The 17319-nt window shown below is 32.2% G+C and carries 15 protein-coding genes; 7 read left to right on the top strand and 8 right to left on the bottom strand.

All coding sequences use genetic code 11. From position 1 onward, the window contains the following. The first annotated feature begins 70 nt into the window (after positions 1-70). The 4 genes from ACXX80_RS13215 to ACXX80_RS13230 are packed head-to-tail and all read left to right on the top strand — an operon-like array spanning position 71 to position 2957. On the top strand, positions 71-625 hold the full coding sequence (locus ACXX80_RS13215; protein WP_315211889.1) for an RNA polymerase sigma factor: 555 nt from the start codon (positions 71-73) through the stop codon (positions 623-625). Next, entirely contained in the window at positions 622-1158 is a 537-nt protein-coding gene (locus tag ACXX80_RS13220) for an anti-sigma factor (protein WP_458553600.1), read from the top strand. Before ACXX80_RS13215 ends, ACXX80_RS13220 begins: the two co-directional genes overlap by 4 nt. Beyond that, entirely contained in the window at positions 1142-2206 is a 1065-nt protein-coding gene (locus tag ACXX80_RS13225) for a hypothetical protein (protein WP_458553601.1), read from the top strand. The genes ACXX80_RS13220 and ACXX80_RS13225 overlap by 17 nt, the downstream gene beginning before the upstream one ends. Before the next feature lie 16 nt (positions 2207-2222). Continuing rightward, complete coding sequence (locus ACXX80_RS13230) at positions 2223-2957, top strand: head GIN domain-containing protein (protein ID WP_458553602.1); 735 nt, start codon at positions 2223-2225, stop codon at positions 2955-2957. 35 nt (positions 2958-2992) lie between these two features. Here ACXX80_RS13230 and ACXX80_RS13235 read toward each other — a convergent pair whose 3' ends face one another. The 6 genes from ACXX80_RS13235 to ACXX80_RS13260 all read right to left on the bottom strand — a co-directional run bounded on the left by ACXX80_RS13235 (position 2993) and on the right by ACXX80_RS13260 (position 12677). Then, on the bottom strand, positions 2993-4318 hold the full coding sequence (locus ACXX80_RS13235) for an MFS transporter (RefSeq protein WP_458553603.1): 1326 nt from the start codon (positions 4316-4318) through the stop codon (positions 2993-2995). Between the two features lie 183 nt (positions 4319-4501). Next, complete coding sequence (locus tag ACXX80_RS13240; RefSeq protein WP_458553604.1) at positions 4502-5317, bottom strand: M48 family metallopeptidase; 816 nt, start codon at positions 5315-5317, stop codon at positions 4502-4504. An 88-nt stretch (positions 5318-5405) separates the two neighbouring features. Next, positions 5406-7805 carry a glycoside hydrolase family 31 protein gene (locus tag ACXX80_RS13245; protein ID WP_458553605.1) on the bottom strand — a complete coding sequence of 800 codons (2400 nt, stop codon included), beginning with the start codon at positions 7803-7805 and terminating at the stop codon, positions 5406-5408. A 198-nt stretch (positions 7806-8003) separates the two neighbouring features. Then, a complete protein-coding gene (gene glgB / locus ACXX80_RS13250) occupies positions 8004-9908 on the bottom strand; it encodes a 1,4-alpha-glucan branching protein GlgB (protein ID WP_458553606.1) in 1905 nt (634 codons plus the stop codon). Positions 9909-9978: 70 nt separating this feature from the next. Next, positions 9979-11259, bottom strand: a complete 1281-nt coding sequence (locus tag ACXX80_RS13255; protein ID WP_458553607.1) for a glucose-1-phosphate adenylyltransferase — start codon at positions 11257-11259, stop codon at positions 9979-9981. Next, positions 11256-12677, bottom strand: a complete 1422-nt coding sequence (locus ACXX80_RS13260; protein ID WP_458553608.1) for a glycogen synthase — start codon at positions 12675-12677, stop codon at positions 11256-11258. The genes ACXX80_RS13255 and ACXX80_RS13260 overlap by 4 nt, the downstream gene beginning before the upstream one ends. Positions 12678-12845: 168 nt before the next feature. Between ACXX80_RS13260 and ACXX80_RS13265 the strand changes: the two genes are divergently transcribed. The 3 genes from ACXX80_RS13265 (at position 12846) to ACXX80_RS13275 (ending at position 14838) form a co-directional block, all read left to right on the top strand. Beyond that, positions 12846-13712 (top strand): alpha/beta hydrolase, encoded by an 867-nt coding sequence (locus ACXX80_RS13265; RefSeq protein WP_458553609.1) that lies wholly within the window; start codon positions 12846-12848, stop codon positions 13710-13712. Positions 13713-13800: 88 nt separating this feature from the next. Next, the gene (gene msrB / locus ACXX80_RS13270; protein WP_458553610.1) at positions 13801-14190 is read left to right on the top strand and encodes a peptide-methionine (R)-S-oxide reductase MsrB; all 390 of its coding nucleotides are present in this window, start codon (positions 13801-13803) and stop codon (positions 14188-14190) included. A gap of 117 nt (positions 14191-14307) precedes the next feature. After that, positions 14308-14838, top strand: a complete 531-nt coding sequence (locus ACXX80_RS13275) for an endonuclease III domain-containing protein (protein WP_458554102.1) — start codon at positions 14308-14310, stop codon at positions 14836-14838. A gap of 48 nt (positions 14839-14886) precedes the next feature. Here the strand turns inward: ACXX80_RS13275 and ACXX80_RS13280 are convergent, their stop codons facing one another. Next, positions 14887-16506, bottom strand: a complete 1620-nt coding sequence (locus ACXX80_RS13280; RefSeq protein ID WP_458553611.1) for an amidase — start codon at positions 16504-16506, stop codon at positions 14887-14889. 171 nt (positions 16507-16677) lie between these two features. Next, a complete protein-coding gene (locus ACXX80_RS13285) occupies positions 16678-17229 on the bottom strand; it encodes a hypothetical protein (protein ID WP_458553612.1) in 552 nt (183 codons plus the stop codon). Positions 17230-17319 lie beyond the last annotated feature (90 nt).

Genomic DNA, 17319 nt, shown 5'->3' on the forward strand with positions numbered 1-17319 from the left:
TAATTTAGTTTTATAAAACTGTAACAAACGTAAAAAGGCCAAGTCCTTATAATAAACTAAAATCAGCTGTTTGAGTTTAACCAACTATAATATCGAAGAATTAATCTTGCTTTGCAGGCAAAAAAATCAAAAAGCACAGTGCGAAGTTTACAATCGCTATGCAAAAGCGATGTATAATGTGTCGTTTAGGATTGTCAAAGATGTCCATTTTGCTGAAGATGTAATGCAGGAAGGTTTTTTAAAGGCATTCATTAAGATAAACGACTATAAACAGGAAGTTTCTTTTGGTGCTTGGTTAAAAAGAATTGTAGTGAACTGTAGTATTGATTTTTACAAAAAAAACAATCAATTCAAACCAGAAGATTTTGATACCACGCTTTATAAAATTGAAGAAAAGGAATCCGCTTTAACTGAAAGTATAAACTTCAATGAATTAAAAGTAAAACAAATTTTAGAGGTCATGAACTCTCTGAAATATAATTACAGAATGGTTTTAACTTTATTTTTTATTGAAGGATATGATCAAGAAGAAATCAGCGAAATCCTAAATATCAGTTATGCCAATTGCAGAACTACATTGAGCAGAGCCAAAGATTGTTTAAGAAAAAAATTAGAGGAAATATGAAAAAGGAAAATAAAAAACTAGACAAATTATTTGACAAATTTGAAAATCATTGGGACATCGAGACTCTTGAAAACAATCATGAGGAACGATTTGTACAAAAATTAAAATCTAAGAAATCGAATTGGAAACGTTTTGTTTCTATTGGAATCGCAGCTTCTATTGTAGTTATGTTAGGACTTTCAATATTCAATAACACTCCTAAAAAGACAGAAGAGTTGCGATTTGCATCAAAAGAAACCAAACAAACAGATTCAATTTTTACGGTTTTAATTGAAAATGAGTTAGAAAAAATAAGAGAGAAAAAATCACCAGAAAACGAAAAAATAATTTCCGATGCGCTCAAACAAATGAGAACATTAGATAGTGATTACGAAAAAATAATTAAAGAATTAGAAACAAATGGAGAAAGTAAGCAAATTATTAATGCGATGATCAGCAATCTTCAAACGCGAATTTCTTTTTTACAAAATGTACTATTACAAATTGAAAACAATGAAAAATTAAAAAATATTTCTGATGAAAGAACAATTTAAACTACTCCTCTTATTGGCTTTAATTCCATTTTTAGGATTTTCAAACAATGCTGATTACATCCATACGAAACAAAAAAATATTAAAAAAGCCTATTTCGTAAATTCGGATGCGGGTCTTTATATAGATAACTCATACGGTAATATTTCAGTAACAACTTGGGATGAAGATAAAACCGAATTGGATATTGTTATAAAAGTGAGCGGTGACAACGAAAACTGGGTGAGCCAACGCATCAATGATATTGATGTTGATATAATAGCACTCAAAGGAATGATTACTGCAAAAACCATTTTAGGAAACTCTAGTTATAAGAGTAATGGTAAAAACAATAGTTTTCAAATTAATTATATGCTCAAAATTCCTAAAAACGGAAGTGTAAAACTCCACAATAAATACGGAAATATCACCACATCAGACTTGTTTTCTGAGGCTGAAATTAAATGTAAATACGGTAAAATAGCTTTAGGCCGATTATCCGGAAGCTCCAGTAACATACAAGCCGAATATTGCTCTAACTCGACTATTTCATTTTTAAAGAATGCAATTATTACGGCAAAGTATTCGAATTTAAAAATTGGAGAAGTCACAAAACTCGATTTAGCTTCTGATTATACAGATGTAGATATTCAAGAAAGTGATGTCGTTAAATACATCAGCAAATACGGAAATATTAAAATTCAGAATGTAAAATCATTAGATGCAACCGGAAATTATTTAACACTTAAAGTTGGTGAATTATCTAATACTTTAAAACTATCAACAAAATACAGCAATGTAACTATTGGAACTATTAGTGCAAAAGCCAATAATATAACTATTGCAGCGGGTTACACCGGATTAAACATTGGATTTGATGCTAATTATGCTTTTGATTTTAATGTGACTGTAAAATATGCTAATTTTAAATATGATAATGAACTAGAGATAAATTCTAAAGAAGACTCAAATAACTTGAAAAAATACAGTGGTTTCTACAAGAAAAAAGGAGTCAACAACATCACTATAATTTCAGATTACGGAAATGTAATGCTAGTAAAAAAACAATAACCTTAAAGCTTTATTTATGAAAAATTCAATCAAATTATTTATTAGTTGTTCACTATTACTAACAACTATGTCTTATGCTCAATGGTCATCAAACGAAAAAATAAAAGGAAATGGCAAAGTAATTTCTGAAAAAAGAACAACAGCTTCTTATGATGGAATTGCAATAACAGGTTTTTTTGATGTCGAATTAGTTTCGGGAAAAGAAGGGAATATTACGATAAAAGGGGAAGAAAATTTATTGTCTTACATTAAAGTCGAGGTTGTCGATCAGGTATTGAAAATTTCTACTGAAAAGAACAAATATATCAGCGTAAGCAAAGGACAACAAATTATCATAACTGTACCTTTCGAGAGTATAAATCAAGTTTCTTTGACAGGTTCAGGTGATGTAATGACTAAAAATAGCATTAAATCGAAATCATTTTCAGCTAAATTAATTGGCTCTGGCGACATGAACTTAAATGTTGAATCAAATGACTTTGATGTTAACTTGAGTGGTTCAGGAGATATGGTTTTAACTGGAAAAACTGAAAATTTCAACAGTAATTTAAACGGTTCTGGTGATATTGATGCCGGTGATTTGAAAGCTAAAAATGCAAAAATTACGGTTTCTGGTTCAGGAGATAGTAAAGTTTTTTGCAGCGAAAGCCTTCACGCCAGGGTTTCTGGTTCCGGAGATATTGAATACATTGGTGACCCCAAGAAAAAAGACACGAAAGTAAATGGCTCAGGAGCAATCTCGAAAGCTTAATTTTCAAAAAGTAAACTAGACGAAAAGGTGTTTTATTAATTTAAAACGCCTTTTTTTGGAACTCTTTTTAGCAATAAAACACCCACTACAAAGAATACACCAAGAAATACAATTGCTAACCTTGGACTTCCTGTGATTTGATCAATAATTCCATAAATACACATTCCTATAACAATTCCGATTTTTTCAGCAACATCGAAAAAACTAAAAAACGAAGCCGTATCATCCGTTTCAGGTAATAATTTAGAATACGTTGAGCGTGATAATGCTTGAATTCCACCCATTACAAGTCCTGCAATTCCTGCCATAACATAAAAATGTATTGGTAGAGTAATAAAAAATGCAATTGCACAAAATGCTGCCCAAATACAGTTTATCACAATTAAAGTTGGAATATTTCCGAATTTTTCTGAGGCTCTTGAAGTTATAACTGCGCCCAGAACAGCAACTAATTGTATTATCAAAATACAAATAATTAAACCCGTTGTACTTTCAGCTTTAGATGACCAGGCAATTTCTTGTGCTCCAAAATATGTGGCAACAAGCATCACGGTTTGTACGGCCATACTATACACGAAAAAACTTCCTAAATACCGTCTTAATGCGATGTTTTCTTTCAATAAAAACCAAACTTTTTTTAACTCTTTAAAACCATTAAATATAACATGGTGTGTTACTTTACGATTGGCATTTATATTTCCATTTGGCAAATAATAATACGAGTACTGACTGAATAAGATCCACCAAACTCCTACCATAACAAATGAATATCGCATGGCTTTCATGGCTGCTTCTCCATCTGTTCCTGTTATTCCAAAAAGTTTTGGTTTCATGATCATCGCTAAATTGATTATCAATAAAATAACACTTCCAATGTATCCAAATGAATATCCTTTAGCACTAATTTTATCTTGTTGCTCTACATAAGCAATGTCTGGTAAATAGGAATTATAAAAAACTAAACTTCCCCAATATCCAATCAATCCCAAAAAATAAAATGCTAATCCGATGTATATATTTTCAAGATTAAACCAATACAATCCCATACATGACAAGGCTCCCAGGTAGCAAAAGAATTTCATAAATGATTTTTTATCCCCTACATAATCTGCAATACCAGATAATAAAGGCGAAATAAAAGCCACCAATAAAAATGCAAAAGCGGTAACAAAGCTAATTAAAGCTGAATTTTTTAGATGCAAACCAAAAACATCAATGTAATGATCTCGTTCAGAAAACAAAGCTTCATAAAAAATAGGAAATACTGCAGATGCAATGGTAAGTGTATAAACTGAATTTGCCCAATCATAAAAAGCCCAAGCATTTAATAATTTTTTACTCCCTTTTTCTAAATCTGCCATATTTATTTTTTTATTATACGAATTTATTTATTTTTTGCTAAGAACAATATAAAAAGTAAATAATTTATACATTAACAAATCATTAATGAATTAACGGCATATAATGATTATTACTCATATTCAAAAAAAACAGGCTAACCATTTTAAGGGCAGCCTGTTTAGATATTTTATAATAATAAGTTACTATTTGTAAATAATACCAACTTTAGTCGCTAGAGCTTTAGCTTCAGGAATTAATGCTTTTAGATTTGCAATTCTGGTAGCATCAGATGGGTGCGTACTCATAAATTCTGGAGGTGCTTGACCTGAAGATTTTGCAGCCATTCTAGACCAAAAAGTAATAGATTCCTCCGGATTATAACCTGCAATTGTCATTAAAGTCAAACCAATTTTATCTGCTTCAGTTTCGTGATTTCTACTAAAAGGAAGCATTACACCAAACTGAGATCCTAATCCATATGCTTGACCCCATATTTGCTGTGTTTGTTCACTTTTACCTCCAGTCGCTACTGCAACACCTACCGCTCCTAATTGTTGCAATTGAGAAGCACTCATACGTTGAGCACCATGATTAGCTAATGCATGAGATACTTCGTGTCCCATTACGGTAGCTAAGCCAGAATCATTCAATGTTACTGGCAAAATCCCTGAATAAACAACAATTTTCCCTCCCGGCATACACCAAGCATTCACTTCTTTATTGTCAATTAATTTGTATTCCCAACGGTAATCAGCCAAATATTGTGATTGACCTAAATAGGTTAAATATTTTTCTGCTGCCGCTTTAATTCGCATCCCAACTGCTTCCACTTTTCTAGCCTCGGCAGTTCCAGTAATCACTTTATTCTCCTTTAAAAAAGTACCATATTGTTGAAAAGATGTTGGAAACAACTCACTATTAGAAACAAAATTTAGACTTTTTTTCCCTGTAATAGGATTAGTAGCACAAGAATAAACCAATCCTGCTGCAAAAATCCCTATTAGTAAATGCTTTTTCATAATTTTAGAATTAAATATTAAACAAAAATACAATTATTATCAACATTTAGATTTACATAATTAAATATAAAAGTATCAACTTTTTTTGTTATTCTCCAGTAATATGAAATGACGTAAACCCTTTATCAACAATTAAGTACCCCTCTTGTTCTAAAGTAATTTTATCAAATGATACTTCTACATTATCAATTTCGATCATTTTAACTTTAAATGGTAATCCGATAAGATTTATTTTATATTTCGAATAATTCGTATCGTATTTTCCTTCTTTATGCAATTGAATAATCAATTCTTTCTCTTTACCGGTTGTTTGAAATGATAAGAAGCTGTATCTCCCTTTTTTGTAATCATATCCATCTTGCGCATCTTCATAAACTACTGATTTTTCTTTTCCTTCTTTGTAGTAAATATTTAATGTTAACTCATCAAATTCTAACTCTCCAACATATTGTTGAACAGGATATTTAGGAATGATTGCACCTGCTTTCACAAAAATTGGAATCTGATCAAATTTAGTGTCAACCCAAATTTCTTTTCCTCCTTTAACTTCTTCGTTGGTCCAATAATTATACCAGTGACCACGAGGAATATACATTCTTCTTCCTAAAGCATTTGGCTCTAAAATTGGGCATACTAATATTTGATTACCAAAAACAAATTCGTCATTTCTGTAATGCGTTTGAATATCATCTTGGTCATAATATACCAATGGTTTCAGCATAGGAATTCCTTCCTCAATATATTGCCAAAACATAGTATATAAATACGGTAATAATTGATATCTCAAATTGACAAATTTTCTGGTGATATCAATAACTTCTTCATCAAAAGCCCATGGCTCCTGGTCTCCGTGATCTCCTGAAGAGTGCGTTCTGCAAAAAGGATGGAAAACACCTAATTGAATCCAACGTGCATATAATTCCCCCGAAGGTTGTTCTGCAAATCCACCAATATCAGAGCCTGTGAAACCCATACCAGAAATTGACATGCGTTGTACTTGAATATTTGCAATCCATAAATGCTCCCAAGTGGCAACATTATCTCCTGTCCAAGAAGAAGTATAACGTTGTGCTCCAGCGTATGCTGATCTTGTTATTACAAAAGGTCTTTTTGGATACGCAAATCGTTTTACACCATGATACGTTGCTCTCGCCATTTGGGTACCGTAAATATTGTGTGCTTTTCTATGACTGCATGGATTTCCATCATAATCGTGACGTACATCCATAGGAAACGTTTTATTAGGAACCTCCATTACCGCGGGTTCATTCATATCGTTCCACACTCCTTTTACTCCAATATCTGAAATTAATTCTTTGAATAATCCTGCCCACCATTCTCTTACTGCAGGATTTGTATAATCTGGAAAATTACATTCTCCAGGCCAAACTTTCCCCTTCATGTAGGGGCCATCAGCTCTTTTACAGAAATAATCTTTTTCTAAAGCTACTTTGTATATATCGTATTCTTTGTCAATTTTTATTCCCGGATCAATAATTACAACTGTTTTGAAACCATCTTCGGCTAAATCAGCCACCATTCTTTTGGGATCGGGAAAATATTCTTTGTTCCAAGTGAAACATCGAAAACCTTCCATATAATCAATATCTAAATATAGCGCATCACAAGGAATTTTCAATTCTCTGAATTTGGCTGCCACTTCTTTTAAATTACTTTCAGGATAATAACTCCATTTACATTGGTGGTATCCAAGTGCCCATAGTGGCGGTAATTCAGGTTTTCCTGTCAAATCAGTATAAGTGGTAACAACATCTTGCATTTGTGGCCCATAAATGAAATAGTAATTCATTTCTCCACCTTCAGCCCAATAACTGGTTACGTTTCTTCTTTCGTGACAAAAATCAAAATAGGTTCTAAACGTATTATCAAAGAAAATACCATAAGATTGCTTGTTTTGTAATCCAATATAAAACGGAACTACTTTGTATAACGGTTCTTGATCTTTTTGAAAAGCATATTGATCTGTAGCAAAATTTTCCAGTCTCTTCCCTTTCAAATTCATTTGGGTTGCTTTATCGCCAAGTCCGTAAAAACATTCCCCATCTTTTGAAGCTTTACTCATTTTTACGATATTACCACCGTATTCATAGCTTTCTTCCCAATGGAAACCCAATTCATCTTCTAAAATAATAGTGTCTTCTAAATCAAAAATAGATAACCTCATATCTATTTTTTGAATTCTACATTTTACTTTACTGGTTTTTATCTGATAATAATCTTCCACTTCAGAAACCTCAAGAAAATTATATCCATGAGAATGACTTTTATCAACTGCATAAGAAAAATCGTTACTAAAATACCCTTTTGTGGTAAATCTAAACCGGATTAAACTATCTCTTAATACCGTTACTTTTAGTATGACACTATTATCGGTATGAAAACTTATAGAATCAACTTCATGCTCAAAAGAAACTATTTTTGTGGGATATAGATCCCCTTTATATTCTAATTCTGTATTTGTAATCATTTTCTATGGTATTAATTTTAATCCTTTTCTAAAGCTAAAACTTACAAAATTACTTTGTAAACAGCTATATATCTGGGGAATATTAGCGAAAACGTTATAGTACATTTCAATGTAACAATCAATAATATATAATAATGGTTTCCATTATAAATGAAAACCATTAGTTATGCTTATCTGCAAAAAAGAATTTTGTACTTATTAAATTTTAAAAACGGTAACACTTAATGGTGGCAAAAGCAACTCAGCCGAATAATCTCTTCCATCATAAGGCATAGCCTCAATTACTGTTTTTTTAGCATTAGAAACTCCGCTACCTCCATAATTTGAAGCATCACTATTAAAAATTTCTGTCAATTTTCCTTTTTTAGGTAAACCAATTCGATAATTAGGACGAACCACTTGAGTGAAATTACAGACTACAATTACATCGTTTTTTGGGTCATTCCCTTTACGAATAAAAGACATTACTGCATTTTGATGATCGGAATAATTAATCCATTCAAAACCTTCAGGACTGAATTGTTTTTCGTGCAAAGCAGGCTGTGTCTTATATAATTTATTCAAATCTGTTATCAATATTTTTACTCCTTCATGATATGGATATTGCAACAAATGCCAATCTAAACTTCCTTCAAAATTCCACTCGCTACTTTGTCCAAATTCACTTCCCATAAACAACAATTTAGTTCCGGGATGCATAAACATATAGCCGTATAGTAATCTTAAATTCGCAAATTTTTGCCATTCATCGCCTGGCATCCTTCCTGCAATTGATTTTTTTCCATATACCACTTCGTCATGCGAAAGCGGCAACATAAAATTTTCTGAAAAGGTGTAGGTCATTGAAAAAGTCAAATCATTCTGATGGTATTTTCTGTACACAGTATCTTTTTGAAAATATTCTAAAGTATCGTGCATCCAACCCATCATCCATTTCATACCAAAGCCTAAACCACCAACCGATGTAGGTCTGGAAACCATAGGAAAAGAAGTACTTTCCTCTGCTATAGTTTGAACTCCTTCATAATTTAAATAAACTGCTTCATTAAATTCCTTCAAGAAACTAATCGTGTCTAAATTTTCTCTTCCTCCGTAAATGTTAGGTTCCCATTCGCCATCATTTCTGGAATAATCCAAATATAACATCGAGGCAACAGCATCAACACGCAAAGCATCTGCATGATAATAGTGTAACCAAAATAAAGCATTGCTTATTAAGAACGAACGAACTTCATTTCGCCCATAATTAAAAACTAAACTTTTCCAATCAGGATGATAGCCTTTTCTGCGATCAGGATGTTCAAAAAGATTCGATCCGTCAAAAAAGCCTAAACCATGTGCATCATCTGGAAAATGAGATGGAACCCAGTCGAGAATTACACCAATTCCAGCTTCATGTAATTTATCTACCAAATGCATGAATTCTTGCGGATTTCCAAAACGGGAAGTTGGCGCAAAATATCCCACTAATTGATATCCCCAAGAAGGATCATACGGATATTCCATGATAGGCATAAACTCTACGTGAGTAAAGCCTGTTTCTTTTACATAGTTTACTAAATCTTCGGCAAATTCTAGATAGGTCAAAAAACGATTTTCTTCTGCATGGCGTTTCCAAGAGCCTAAATGTACTTCATAAACAGAATAAGGTTTGTCTAAACCATTATGATTTTGACGCGTTTGCATCCAGTTTTTGTCATTCCATTTATAATCTAAGTCCCAAACTACAGAAGCTGTATGTGGTGGTTTTTCACAATAAAAAGCAAACGGATCGGCTTTCTCAGTTATTATTCCAGCATTATTGGATTGTATTTTATATTTATAGGTTGTCCCTTTTTTGATGTTTGGAATAAATCCTTCCCAAATACCAGAAGAATCCCAACGTACTTGCAACAGATGCTCTCCTTGTGTCCAAAAATTGAAATCCCCAACCACAGATACAGAATGAGCCGAAGGAGCCCAAACGGCAAAATAAACGCCATCTACTCCGTCAACCGTAATAAGATGGGCACCTAGTTTTTCGTATAGTCGGAAATGTTTCCCTGATTTGAATAAATCGATATCAAAATCGGTAAAAAGGGAATGCGAGATAACTTTACTCATATAACATTTGTGTAATTCTATTTTTTATAAAAAAACAGAATATTATTTTAAGAAAAAACAGTTTATAAATTTATTTTATGATGTAATTATCCGGTATAACTGCTCCTTTTTTAATAACAACAATTCCGTCTTTAATGGCGTATAATTCATTCGAAAAATCTTCTAAATGACTTCCTCCATTAATGTAAACATCATTACCAATTCTGCAATTTTTATCCACCAGAGCATTGCTTATAAAACATCTTTCTCCAATTCCCACTAGTTGTCTCCCCGTTTTAAGATCTTCATTCATATCATCAATATTCTGATAAAAATCATTCCCCATGACATAACAATTCTGAATGATTGTTCCCTCGCCTATTCTGGATCGGATCCCAATCACAGATCGATTTATTTCTTTCGCATTCAAAATACAACCTTCTGAAATTAACGATTTATCAATCATTGTTTTTTGGAATTTGGACGGTGGCAATAATCTTGGTCTGGTAAAAATTTTATTGTCGTTGTCAAATAAATTAAATTTTGGCAAGTCATCGGTTAACCCAATATTAGCTTCAAAAAAGGAATCAATATTACCAATGTCTGTCCAATATCCTTCATATTGGTAACTCAATATTTTTTTGTGACCTACTGCTTGTGGAATAATTTCTTTACCAAAATCTTTGGTTTCTTTATTTGACATGATGTCTACCAACAATTTTTTGTTGAAGATATAAATTCCCATTGAAGCTAAATAATTCTTTCCTTCACTCTTCATTTGCTCACTCACATCCGATTCCCAATCTGGCAATAATTCCTTTGCCGGTTTTTCGATGAAAGATTCAATACAACTTTCGGAGTTTGTTTTTAATATTCCAAATTCAGGAGCATCTTTTGCATTTACTGGCAAAGTCGCAATAGAAATATCGGCTTCATTCTTAATGTGCTCCTCTAACATATCGTTGAAATCCATTTGATACAACTGATCTCCGGAAAGAATCAAAGCATAATCAAAATCATGATTCAAGAAATGAGGCATACATTGTCTTACAGCATCTGCTGTACCTTGAAACCAAGTTGGATTATCGGGAGTTTGTTCTGCTGCAAGAATATCAACAAAAGCATGGCTAAAAATACTAAAATTATACGTGTTTTTTATATGAGCATTTAAAGAAGCAGAGTTGAATTGCGTCAGTACAAACATTCTGTAAATATCTGAATTCATACAATTTGAAATTGGAATATCAACTAATCTATATTTACCTCCTATTGGTACTGCAGGCTTAGACCTTGTTTCTGTCAATGGATATAATCTGGATCCTTGTCCTCCACCTAAAATTATTGCAATAACATTTTTCTTTTTAGCTTTCATTTTTTGTTAATTATTAAATTGTACATTTCTATATATTCCTGACAAACCCTTTCCCAAGAATGATCAGTACTCATTCCTTTTTTTATAATTTTAGTTAAGTGTTTTTTATCGTCGTATAAATTTACTGCCCTTTGAATCGAATAACAAACATCACCTACAGTTGCCTGGTCATGACAAATTCCATTTCCATCATCTCCAAAATCGATGACAGTATCTTTCAATCCCCCAGTCCTGCGTACTATAGGAATTGTTCCGTAGCGCAACGAGTACATTTGGTTCAAACCACAAGGTTCAACTCTTGAAGGCATTAATAAAAAATCAGAACCTGCATAAATTAAGTGCGCTAATTCCTCATTATAACCAATAAACGTATTGTAATTCCCTTTGTAATCCGATAACAAGCCATTCAATTCATTCTCAATAGCTGTATTTCCTGAACCTAAAATTAAAATATTAATTTGTTGATAATTTTCAGATAAAGCTAACGCTGCAGCATGTGGTAATAAATCGCCTCCTTTTTCTTCTAATAACCTACCAATGAAACTAAAAAGTGGTTTTGTTGGGTCTAGATTAAAAAGGTTGCATAATTTTTCTTTATTTTCTTGTTTTCCTTTTTCGAAATTTTTAATCGAATAGTTTTTTTCTAACATCATGTCTTTAGCAGGATCCCAAACTTCGATATCAATTCCGTTTAAAATTCCTCTGGATTTATAACGCACCAGATTAAATAAAGACTCTAATCCATTAGCTGAATAATTAATCTCATTCAAATAACTTGGTGATACTGTTGTTACACCCCAAGCACATTTTACGGCTACTGCTAATGAATTAATACAATTATCCCATTCTAAAACTCTAACATGAGCTAAATCAAATTCTGGTAAATAATACAATTTATCAAAACCAAATTGCCCTTGATACAAACCATTATGAATGGTAATCATGGAAGGGGTATTACGCAATTTTTCGTATTTATAACAATACAACATCATAAATGGAATTAAACCAGTATGATGATCATGGCAATTGATTACATCAGGAACTTCATTTCTACCTATAATCCAATCCAAAGTTGCGATTTGAAAAGACAAAAAACGTTCAATATCATCTTGATATCCATAAACATCTTTTCTGTCAAATAATTCTTGGATTTCAACTAAATACAATTCAAATCCTAACTTGTCTGTTTTTTCTTTGAGAATACTAAAAGGAAAATTAAAATTCCCCAATTTCACGTGTCCCCAATGAACACATTCAAAATCATTTTCTTTTTTGAATTTTGTGTCATAACATGGCATCACTACTCTTACTTGATGTCCTGCGTTATTTTGATATTTTGGCAATGCACCCACAACATCAGCTAAACCTCCTACTTTAGCTATGGGGTAACATTCTGCACTGATATGAAATATTTCCATTTATGAAATTTTGGTGTTTTTAGTTAATTATAACACTATTCGAATTATTTAATATTTCCGTCTTTTATGTTAATACCAATAAAAACTTTATAAAAAATACTACTTTTATGTTTTTCTAAATTTACTAAAAAAATTATAATATATTAACGCGCTTGAAAATTTATTGAAATGACAAAAAAAACTTCTAATCATACCCAATCATTGAAAATTCCTAAAATTATCTTATTAACCAGTAAATTAATCTCTTTTATTTCTCCAAAACTAATTACATTATTTGCTGCTAAACTTTTTACAACTCCCATAAAACATAAAATTCCAAAAAGAGAATTAGAAATGGATCGAAATAGCATTCAAAAATTAATCCTGGTCCCTGCTATTAATAAAGAAGTTGTTTTGTACCAATATGGAAAAAGCAAGAAGAAAATTTTATTAGTTCACGGTTGGTCAGGACGCGGAACACAATTATTCAAAATAGCCGATGAACTGCTAAAAGCTGGATATTCAACCGTTAGTTTTGATGCTCCTGCCCATGGAAAATCTCCGGGAAAAGATACTATCATGGTCGATTTTATCGCTACAATTTTAGAAATAGATCGACAATTTGGACCATTTGAAGCAGCTATTGGTCATTCATTAGGAGGAATGTCAGTTTTGAACGCGATAAAAAAAGGATTAAAAGTAAATCATGCTGTAGTTATTGGCAGTGGAGACATTGTAGAAGATATTATGGATGATTTTGTAGCAAAATTAGGGCTCAAACCAACTGTGAGTACTCTTTTACGTTTGCATTTTGAAAAAAAATATGGAGAAAAAATGAATAGTTATTCTGCTTTTCTGGCCGCAAAGGAAACCACTATTCCAGTTTTAGTAATTCATGACAACAATGACCCTGAAGTTCCTGTAAAAGCAGGAATTCACATTTATGAATACTTAAAAAATGGGGAGTTATTATTAACCGATGGATTAGGGCATAGAAAAATTCTAGGCAATCCTAAAGTAATTGAAAGAACAGTTCAATTCATTCAAAATAAATAACTGTTTCACAACATCATAAAGAAATTAAACTCTTATCCGCAAGAAATAAAAAATAAAGAATACTAATTTTTAATAAAATTAATAAATCATGAAATATCCTGTAGAAAAAACCGAACAAGAATGGAAAGAACAATTGGGAGAAAAACGCTATAGAATTCTTCGACAAAAAGGAACTGAATATCCACACACAGGATCTTATAACTTACATTACGAAAAAGGAACCTACTGCTGTGGTGCCTGTGGAGAACCTTTGTTCGAAAGTAATTCTAAGTTTGATGCACATTGCGGTTGGCCTTCATTTGACGAATCTATACCCGGAAAGGTAGAATACATTTCAGATGTTACCCATGGAATGAAACGTACTGAAATCCTTTGTGCTAATTGTGGCAGTCATTTAGGGCATGTATTTGATGACGGACCTACAAAAACCGGACAACGCTATTGTGTCAACTCCTTATCTGTAGATTTTAAAGAATAATGCTATGGATTTATTTGGAAATTCTGATGATTGGGCTAAAAATTTAAAACCTATCTTAACTAAATATAAAGGACGAAAGCATCCGCTGGAGTATCATAATTTATATCAACTTATGTGATGGTCATTTTATCAGCGCAAGATTCCGATGCTAATATTAATAAAATTGCACCAGTCCTATTTGAAGCCTATCCTAATATGGAAAGTCTAGCTGTTTCTAATGTTGAAGCATTATTTCCATACATCTCTAAAGTCCGAAATTTTGGAACCAAAGCAAACTGGCTTTTAGAAATAGCGCAAACCATCCAAAAAGACGAAAATATCCCACTTACTATGGAAGGTTTGGTTGCATTAAAAGGCATTGGAAGAAAATCAGCTAATGTAATTCTACGCGAAGCAAAAATTCCCGCAGAAGGAATCATAGCTGATTTACATGTTATTAGGGTTGCACCAAGAATTGGATTAATCCCAGAAACCAAAGACGGGATTAAAGCTGAAAAACAACTCATGCACGTTTTACCAAGAGAAATCTGGGGCGAAATTGGAATGGCAATTTCATTTTTAGGAAGGGAAATTTGTCGACCACAACCCAAATGTCTAGAATGTCTTATTAACTCCAATTGTGAGTATTATAAAAAAATAAAAGGGTGAAAAGTGATTCACTCTTTACCCTTTTAAATATTTCCGAAATGTAATTTATTATAAAAAAGAAGCTTTAAATTCTGGTTTTAAACGCTTTTTAGAGGCTTGTTCGTAAGCATAACCCAATCCTATTAATTCCCCTTCCGTATAAGGAGTCCCAAAAAATGATAAACCAACGGGTAGATCATAAACCATCCCATTAGGAACCGTAATATGCGGATATCCACTTGCCGCAGCAGGAGAAGTTAAAGAATATCCTCCCCAACGATCGCCATAAATCATATCAATACTACAAGCAGGTCCCATTGTGATTCCACAAATAGCATCTAACTTATTATCCTCAAAAACAGCATTTAAAACACTTTTACTTCCTTCAAAACTTACATTTAAAGCATCGGTATATTTTTTATCATCCAATCCTTTTTTTGTATTTGAACTCTCTAGTGTTTCTTGTTTAAAATACGGCATTGCTTTATCTTCATTAGCAGCATTAAAATCAATGACCTCTTTCAGATTTTTTACTTTTGCATTTGCTGTAGCCAAATAGCTGTTCAATCCGTCTTTAAATTCATATTGCAAAACTTCAAATTCAGCTTGACCCAGAGCATTAATTTTCTCCAAATAGTCAATTTCGATAATAATAGCACCTTGTTTTTTTAGAAGGTTGATGGCATCTGCTAAAAGTGCATTAATGTATTTATTATTTCCCTGTGGTTTTTTTTCAATACCAATACGTTTGCCTTTCAAAGCATTTATATCTAGAAACGTAGTATAATCTTTCTGCGCTTTTCCTTTACTTTCAAGAGTTACAGAATCATCTTCGTCAATCGCCGTTATTGCACCTAATAAAATGGCAGCATCAGTAACGGTTCTCGCCATTGGACCAGCTGTATCTTGTGTTTTTGAAATTGGAATAATTCCAGATCGACTAACCAAACCAACTGTTGGCTTAATCCCTACAATTCCGTTTACCGAAGCTGGACAAACAATAGAACCATCCGTTTCGGTTCCAACAGCAACAACACAAAGATTAGCTGAAACTGCCGCTCCAGAACCCGCACTTGAACCACATGGATTATGATCTAAAATATATGGATTTTTAGTTTGACCGCCTCTGCTGCTCCATCCGGAACATGATTGAGTTGAACGAAAATTTGCCCATTCGCTTAAATTTGTTTTTCCAATGATTATTGCTCCGGCCTCTCTCAGTTTTTTAACTATAAAAGCATCTTTTGAAGCAATATTTCCTGCCATTGCCAAAGATCCTGCAGTGGTTTGCATTTTATCTGCTGTATCTATATTATCTTTTATTAAAACGGGAATTCCATGTAAAGGGCCTCTGTTTTTACCCGCTTTCAACTCTTTATCCATTGCAACAGCAATAGCCACTGCATCAGGATTGACTTCGATAACAGAATGCAATTGAGGTCCAGTTGCATCAATAGTTTCTATGCGTTTTAAATATAATTGTACTAATTGTTCCGAAGTATACTTTCCAGAAGCTAATTTCTCCCTTAAACTGCCGATGGTTTCTTCATCCAGTTCAAAGACTACAGAATCTTCAACTGATGCTAAATCTTCATCCTTTTTTGTATTAGACGTGCAACCTGCAATTAAAAGTGTGGTAAGACCTGCAGACGCTAAAGTTGCAGTAGTTAAAAAAGATCTTCTTTTCATAGATTAATCATTTATTTGGATAACTATACATTAAGTTATCAACTAAAGTACTTTATTTTTACCAATTACAATAAATAATCAAATTGAACAAATGTTAAAGTGGAAATTTAATTTCTTTTCTGCTTCAATTATTAATTTTAGGAAAAAGAATTTTAACTAAAAACTATATTACTAAACAAGAAAAAACGAAACTAAAATGAAAGTCAAAATTAGGTACGTAAACGCATGCACAAACTTTCGTTGAGGATGTTTGTAATAAATGACATCATTTTTAAAAAAAATTCTAACGACCAACATAAATTCGCTTTCAAATAGTTTTGATAAATTATTTTTTAAAACATGAATAGCAGTTAATCGAGTGTTATTTTCAAGTGAGAAATTTTCCTTATTATTTTTATCTGCAGTTTCATTAAACCCAATAATACTATCATTATAATAATTTCTTAAAAATCCTCTATCCTGATCTTCTTCCTCTTCAATATTCTTTAAAACAAAGAACCAGGAACAAATCAAAAAACTGAGTAGAATAAAATATATTGGAAAATCAAATTCTGAACCAGTCAATAAATTAAAATGGTATATTCCAAAGCCAATATTAGAAAGGAAAAGCGACTTATAGGGTGAATTTGATTTAGCTTCAATAATGAAACTTATCAAAACGATACCAAAAGCGCTATAAGAAACAACATTAAAATTTTGCAGATGCAAAAAAATAAAATCCATAATTAACACTGTATTATTCAATTTATAATAATGTGATATTTTGAAAGAACGGGAAATGCTTTCCCTGACAATTCCCTTTAGGATGAAACG

It is taken from the genome of Flavobacterium sp. GNP002, assembly GCF_054343795.1.

Coding starts and splice junctions, on each gene's coding strand:
- ACXX80_RS13265 (WP_458553609.1), top strand. CDS start 12,846: ATGACAAAAAAAACTTCTAATCATACCCAATCATTGAAAATTCCTAAA.
- ACXX80_RS13220 (WP_458553600.1), top strand. CDS start 622: ATGAAAAAGGAAAATAAAAAACTAGACAAATTATTTGACAAATTTGAA.
- ACXX80_RS13230 (WP_458553602.1), top strand. CDS start 2,223: ATGAAAAATTCAATCAAATTATTTATTAGTTGTTCACTATTACTAACA.
- ACXX80_RS13245 (WP_458553605.1), bottom strand. CDS start 7,805: ATGATTACAAATACAGAATTAGAATATAAAGGGGATCTATATCCCACA.
- ACXX80_RS13275 (WP_458554102.1), top strand. CDS start 14,308: ATGGTCATTTTATCAGCGCAAGATTCCGATGCTAATATTAATAAAATT.
- ACXX80_RS13280 (WP_458553611.1), bottom strand. CDS start 16,506: ATGAAAAGAAGATCTTTTTTAACTACTGCAACTTTAGCGTCTGCAGGT.
- ACXX80_RS13255 (WP_458553607.1), bottom strand. CDS start 11,259: ATGAAAGCTAAAAAGAAAAATGTTATTGCAATAATTTTAGGTGGAGGA.
- ACXX80_RS13240 (WP_458553604.1), bottom strand. CDS start 5,317: ATGAAAAAGCATTTACTAATAGGGATTTTTGCAGCAGGATTGGTTTAT.
- ACXX80_RS13235 (WP_458553603.1), bottom strand. CDS start 4,318: ATGGCAGATTTAGAAAAAGGGAGTAAAAAATTATTAAATGCTTGGGCT.
- glgB (WP_458553606.1), bottom strand. CDS start 9,908: ATGAGTAAAGTTATCTCGCATTCCCTTTTTACCGATTTTGATATCGAT.
- ACXX80_RS13285 (WP_458553612.1), bottom strand. CDS start 17,229: ATGGATTTTATTTTTTTGCATCTGCAAAATTTTAATGTTGTTTCTTAT.
- msrB (WP_458553610.1), top strand. CDS start 13,801: ATGAAATATCCTGTAGAAAAAACCGAACAAGAATGGAAAGAACAATTG.
- ACXX80_RS13225 (WP_458553601.1), top strand. CDS start 1,142: ATGAAAGAACAATTTAAACTACTCCTCTTATTGGCTTTAATTCCATTT.
- ACXX80_RS13260 (WP_458553608.1), bottom strand. CDS start 12,677: ATGGAAATATTTCATATCAGTGCAGAATGTTACCCCATAGCTAAAGTA.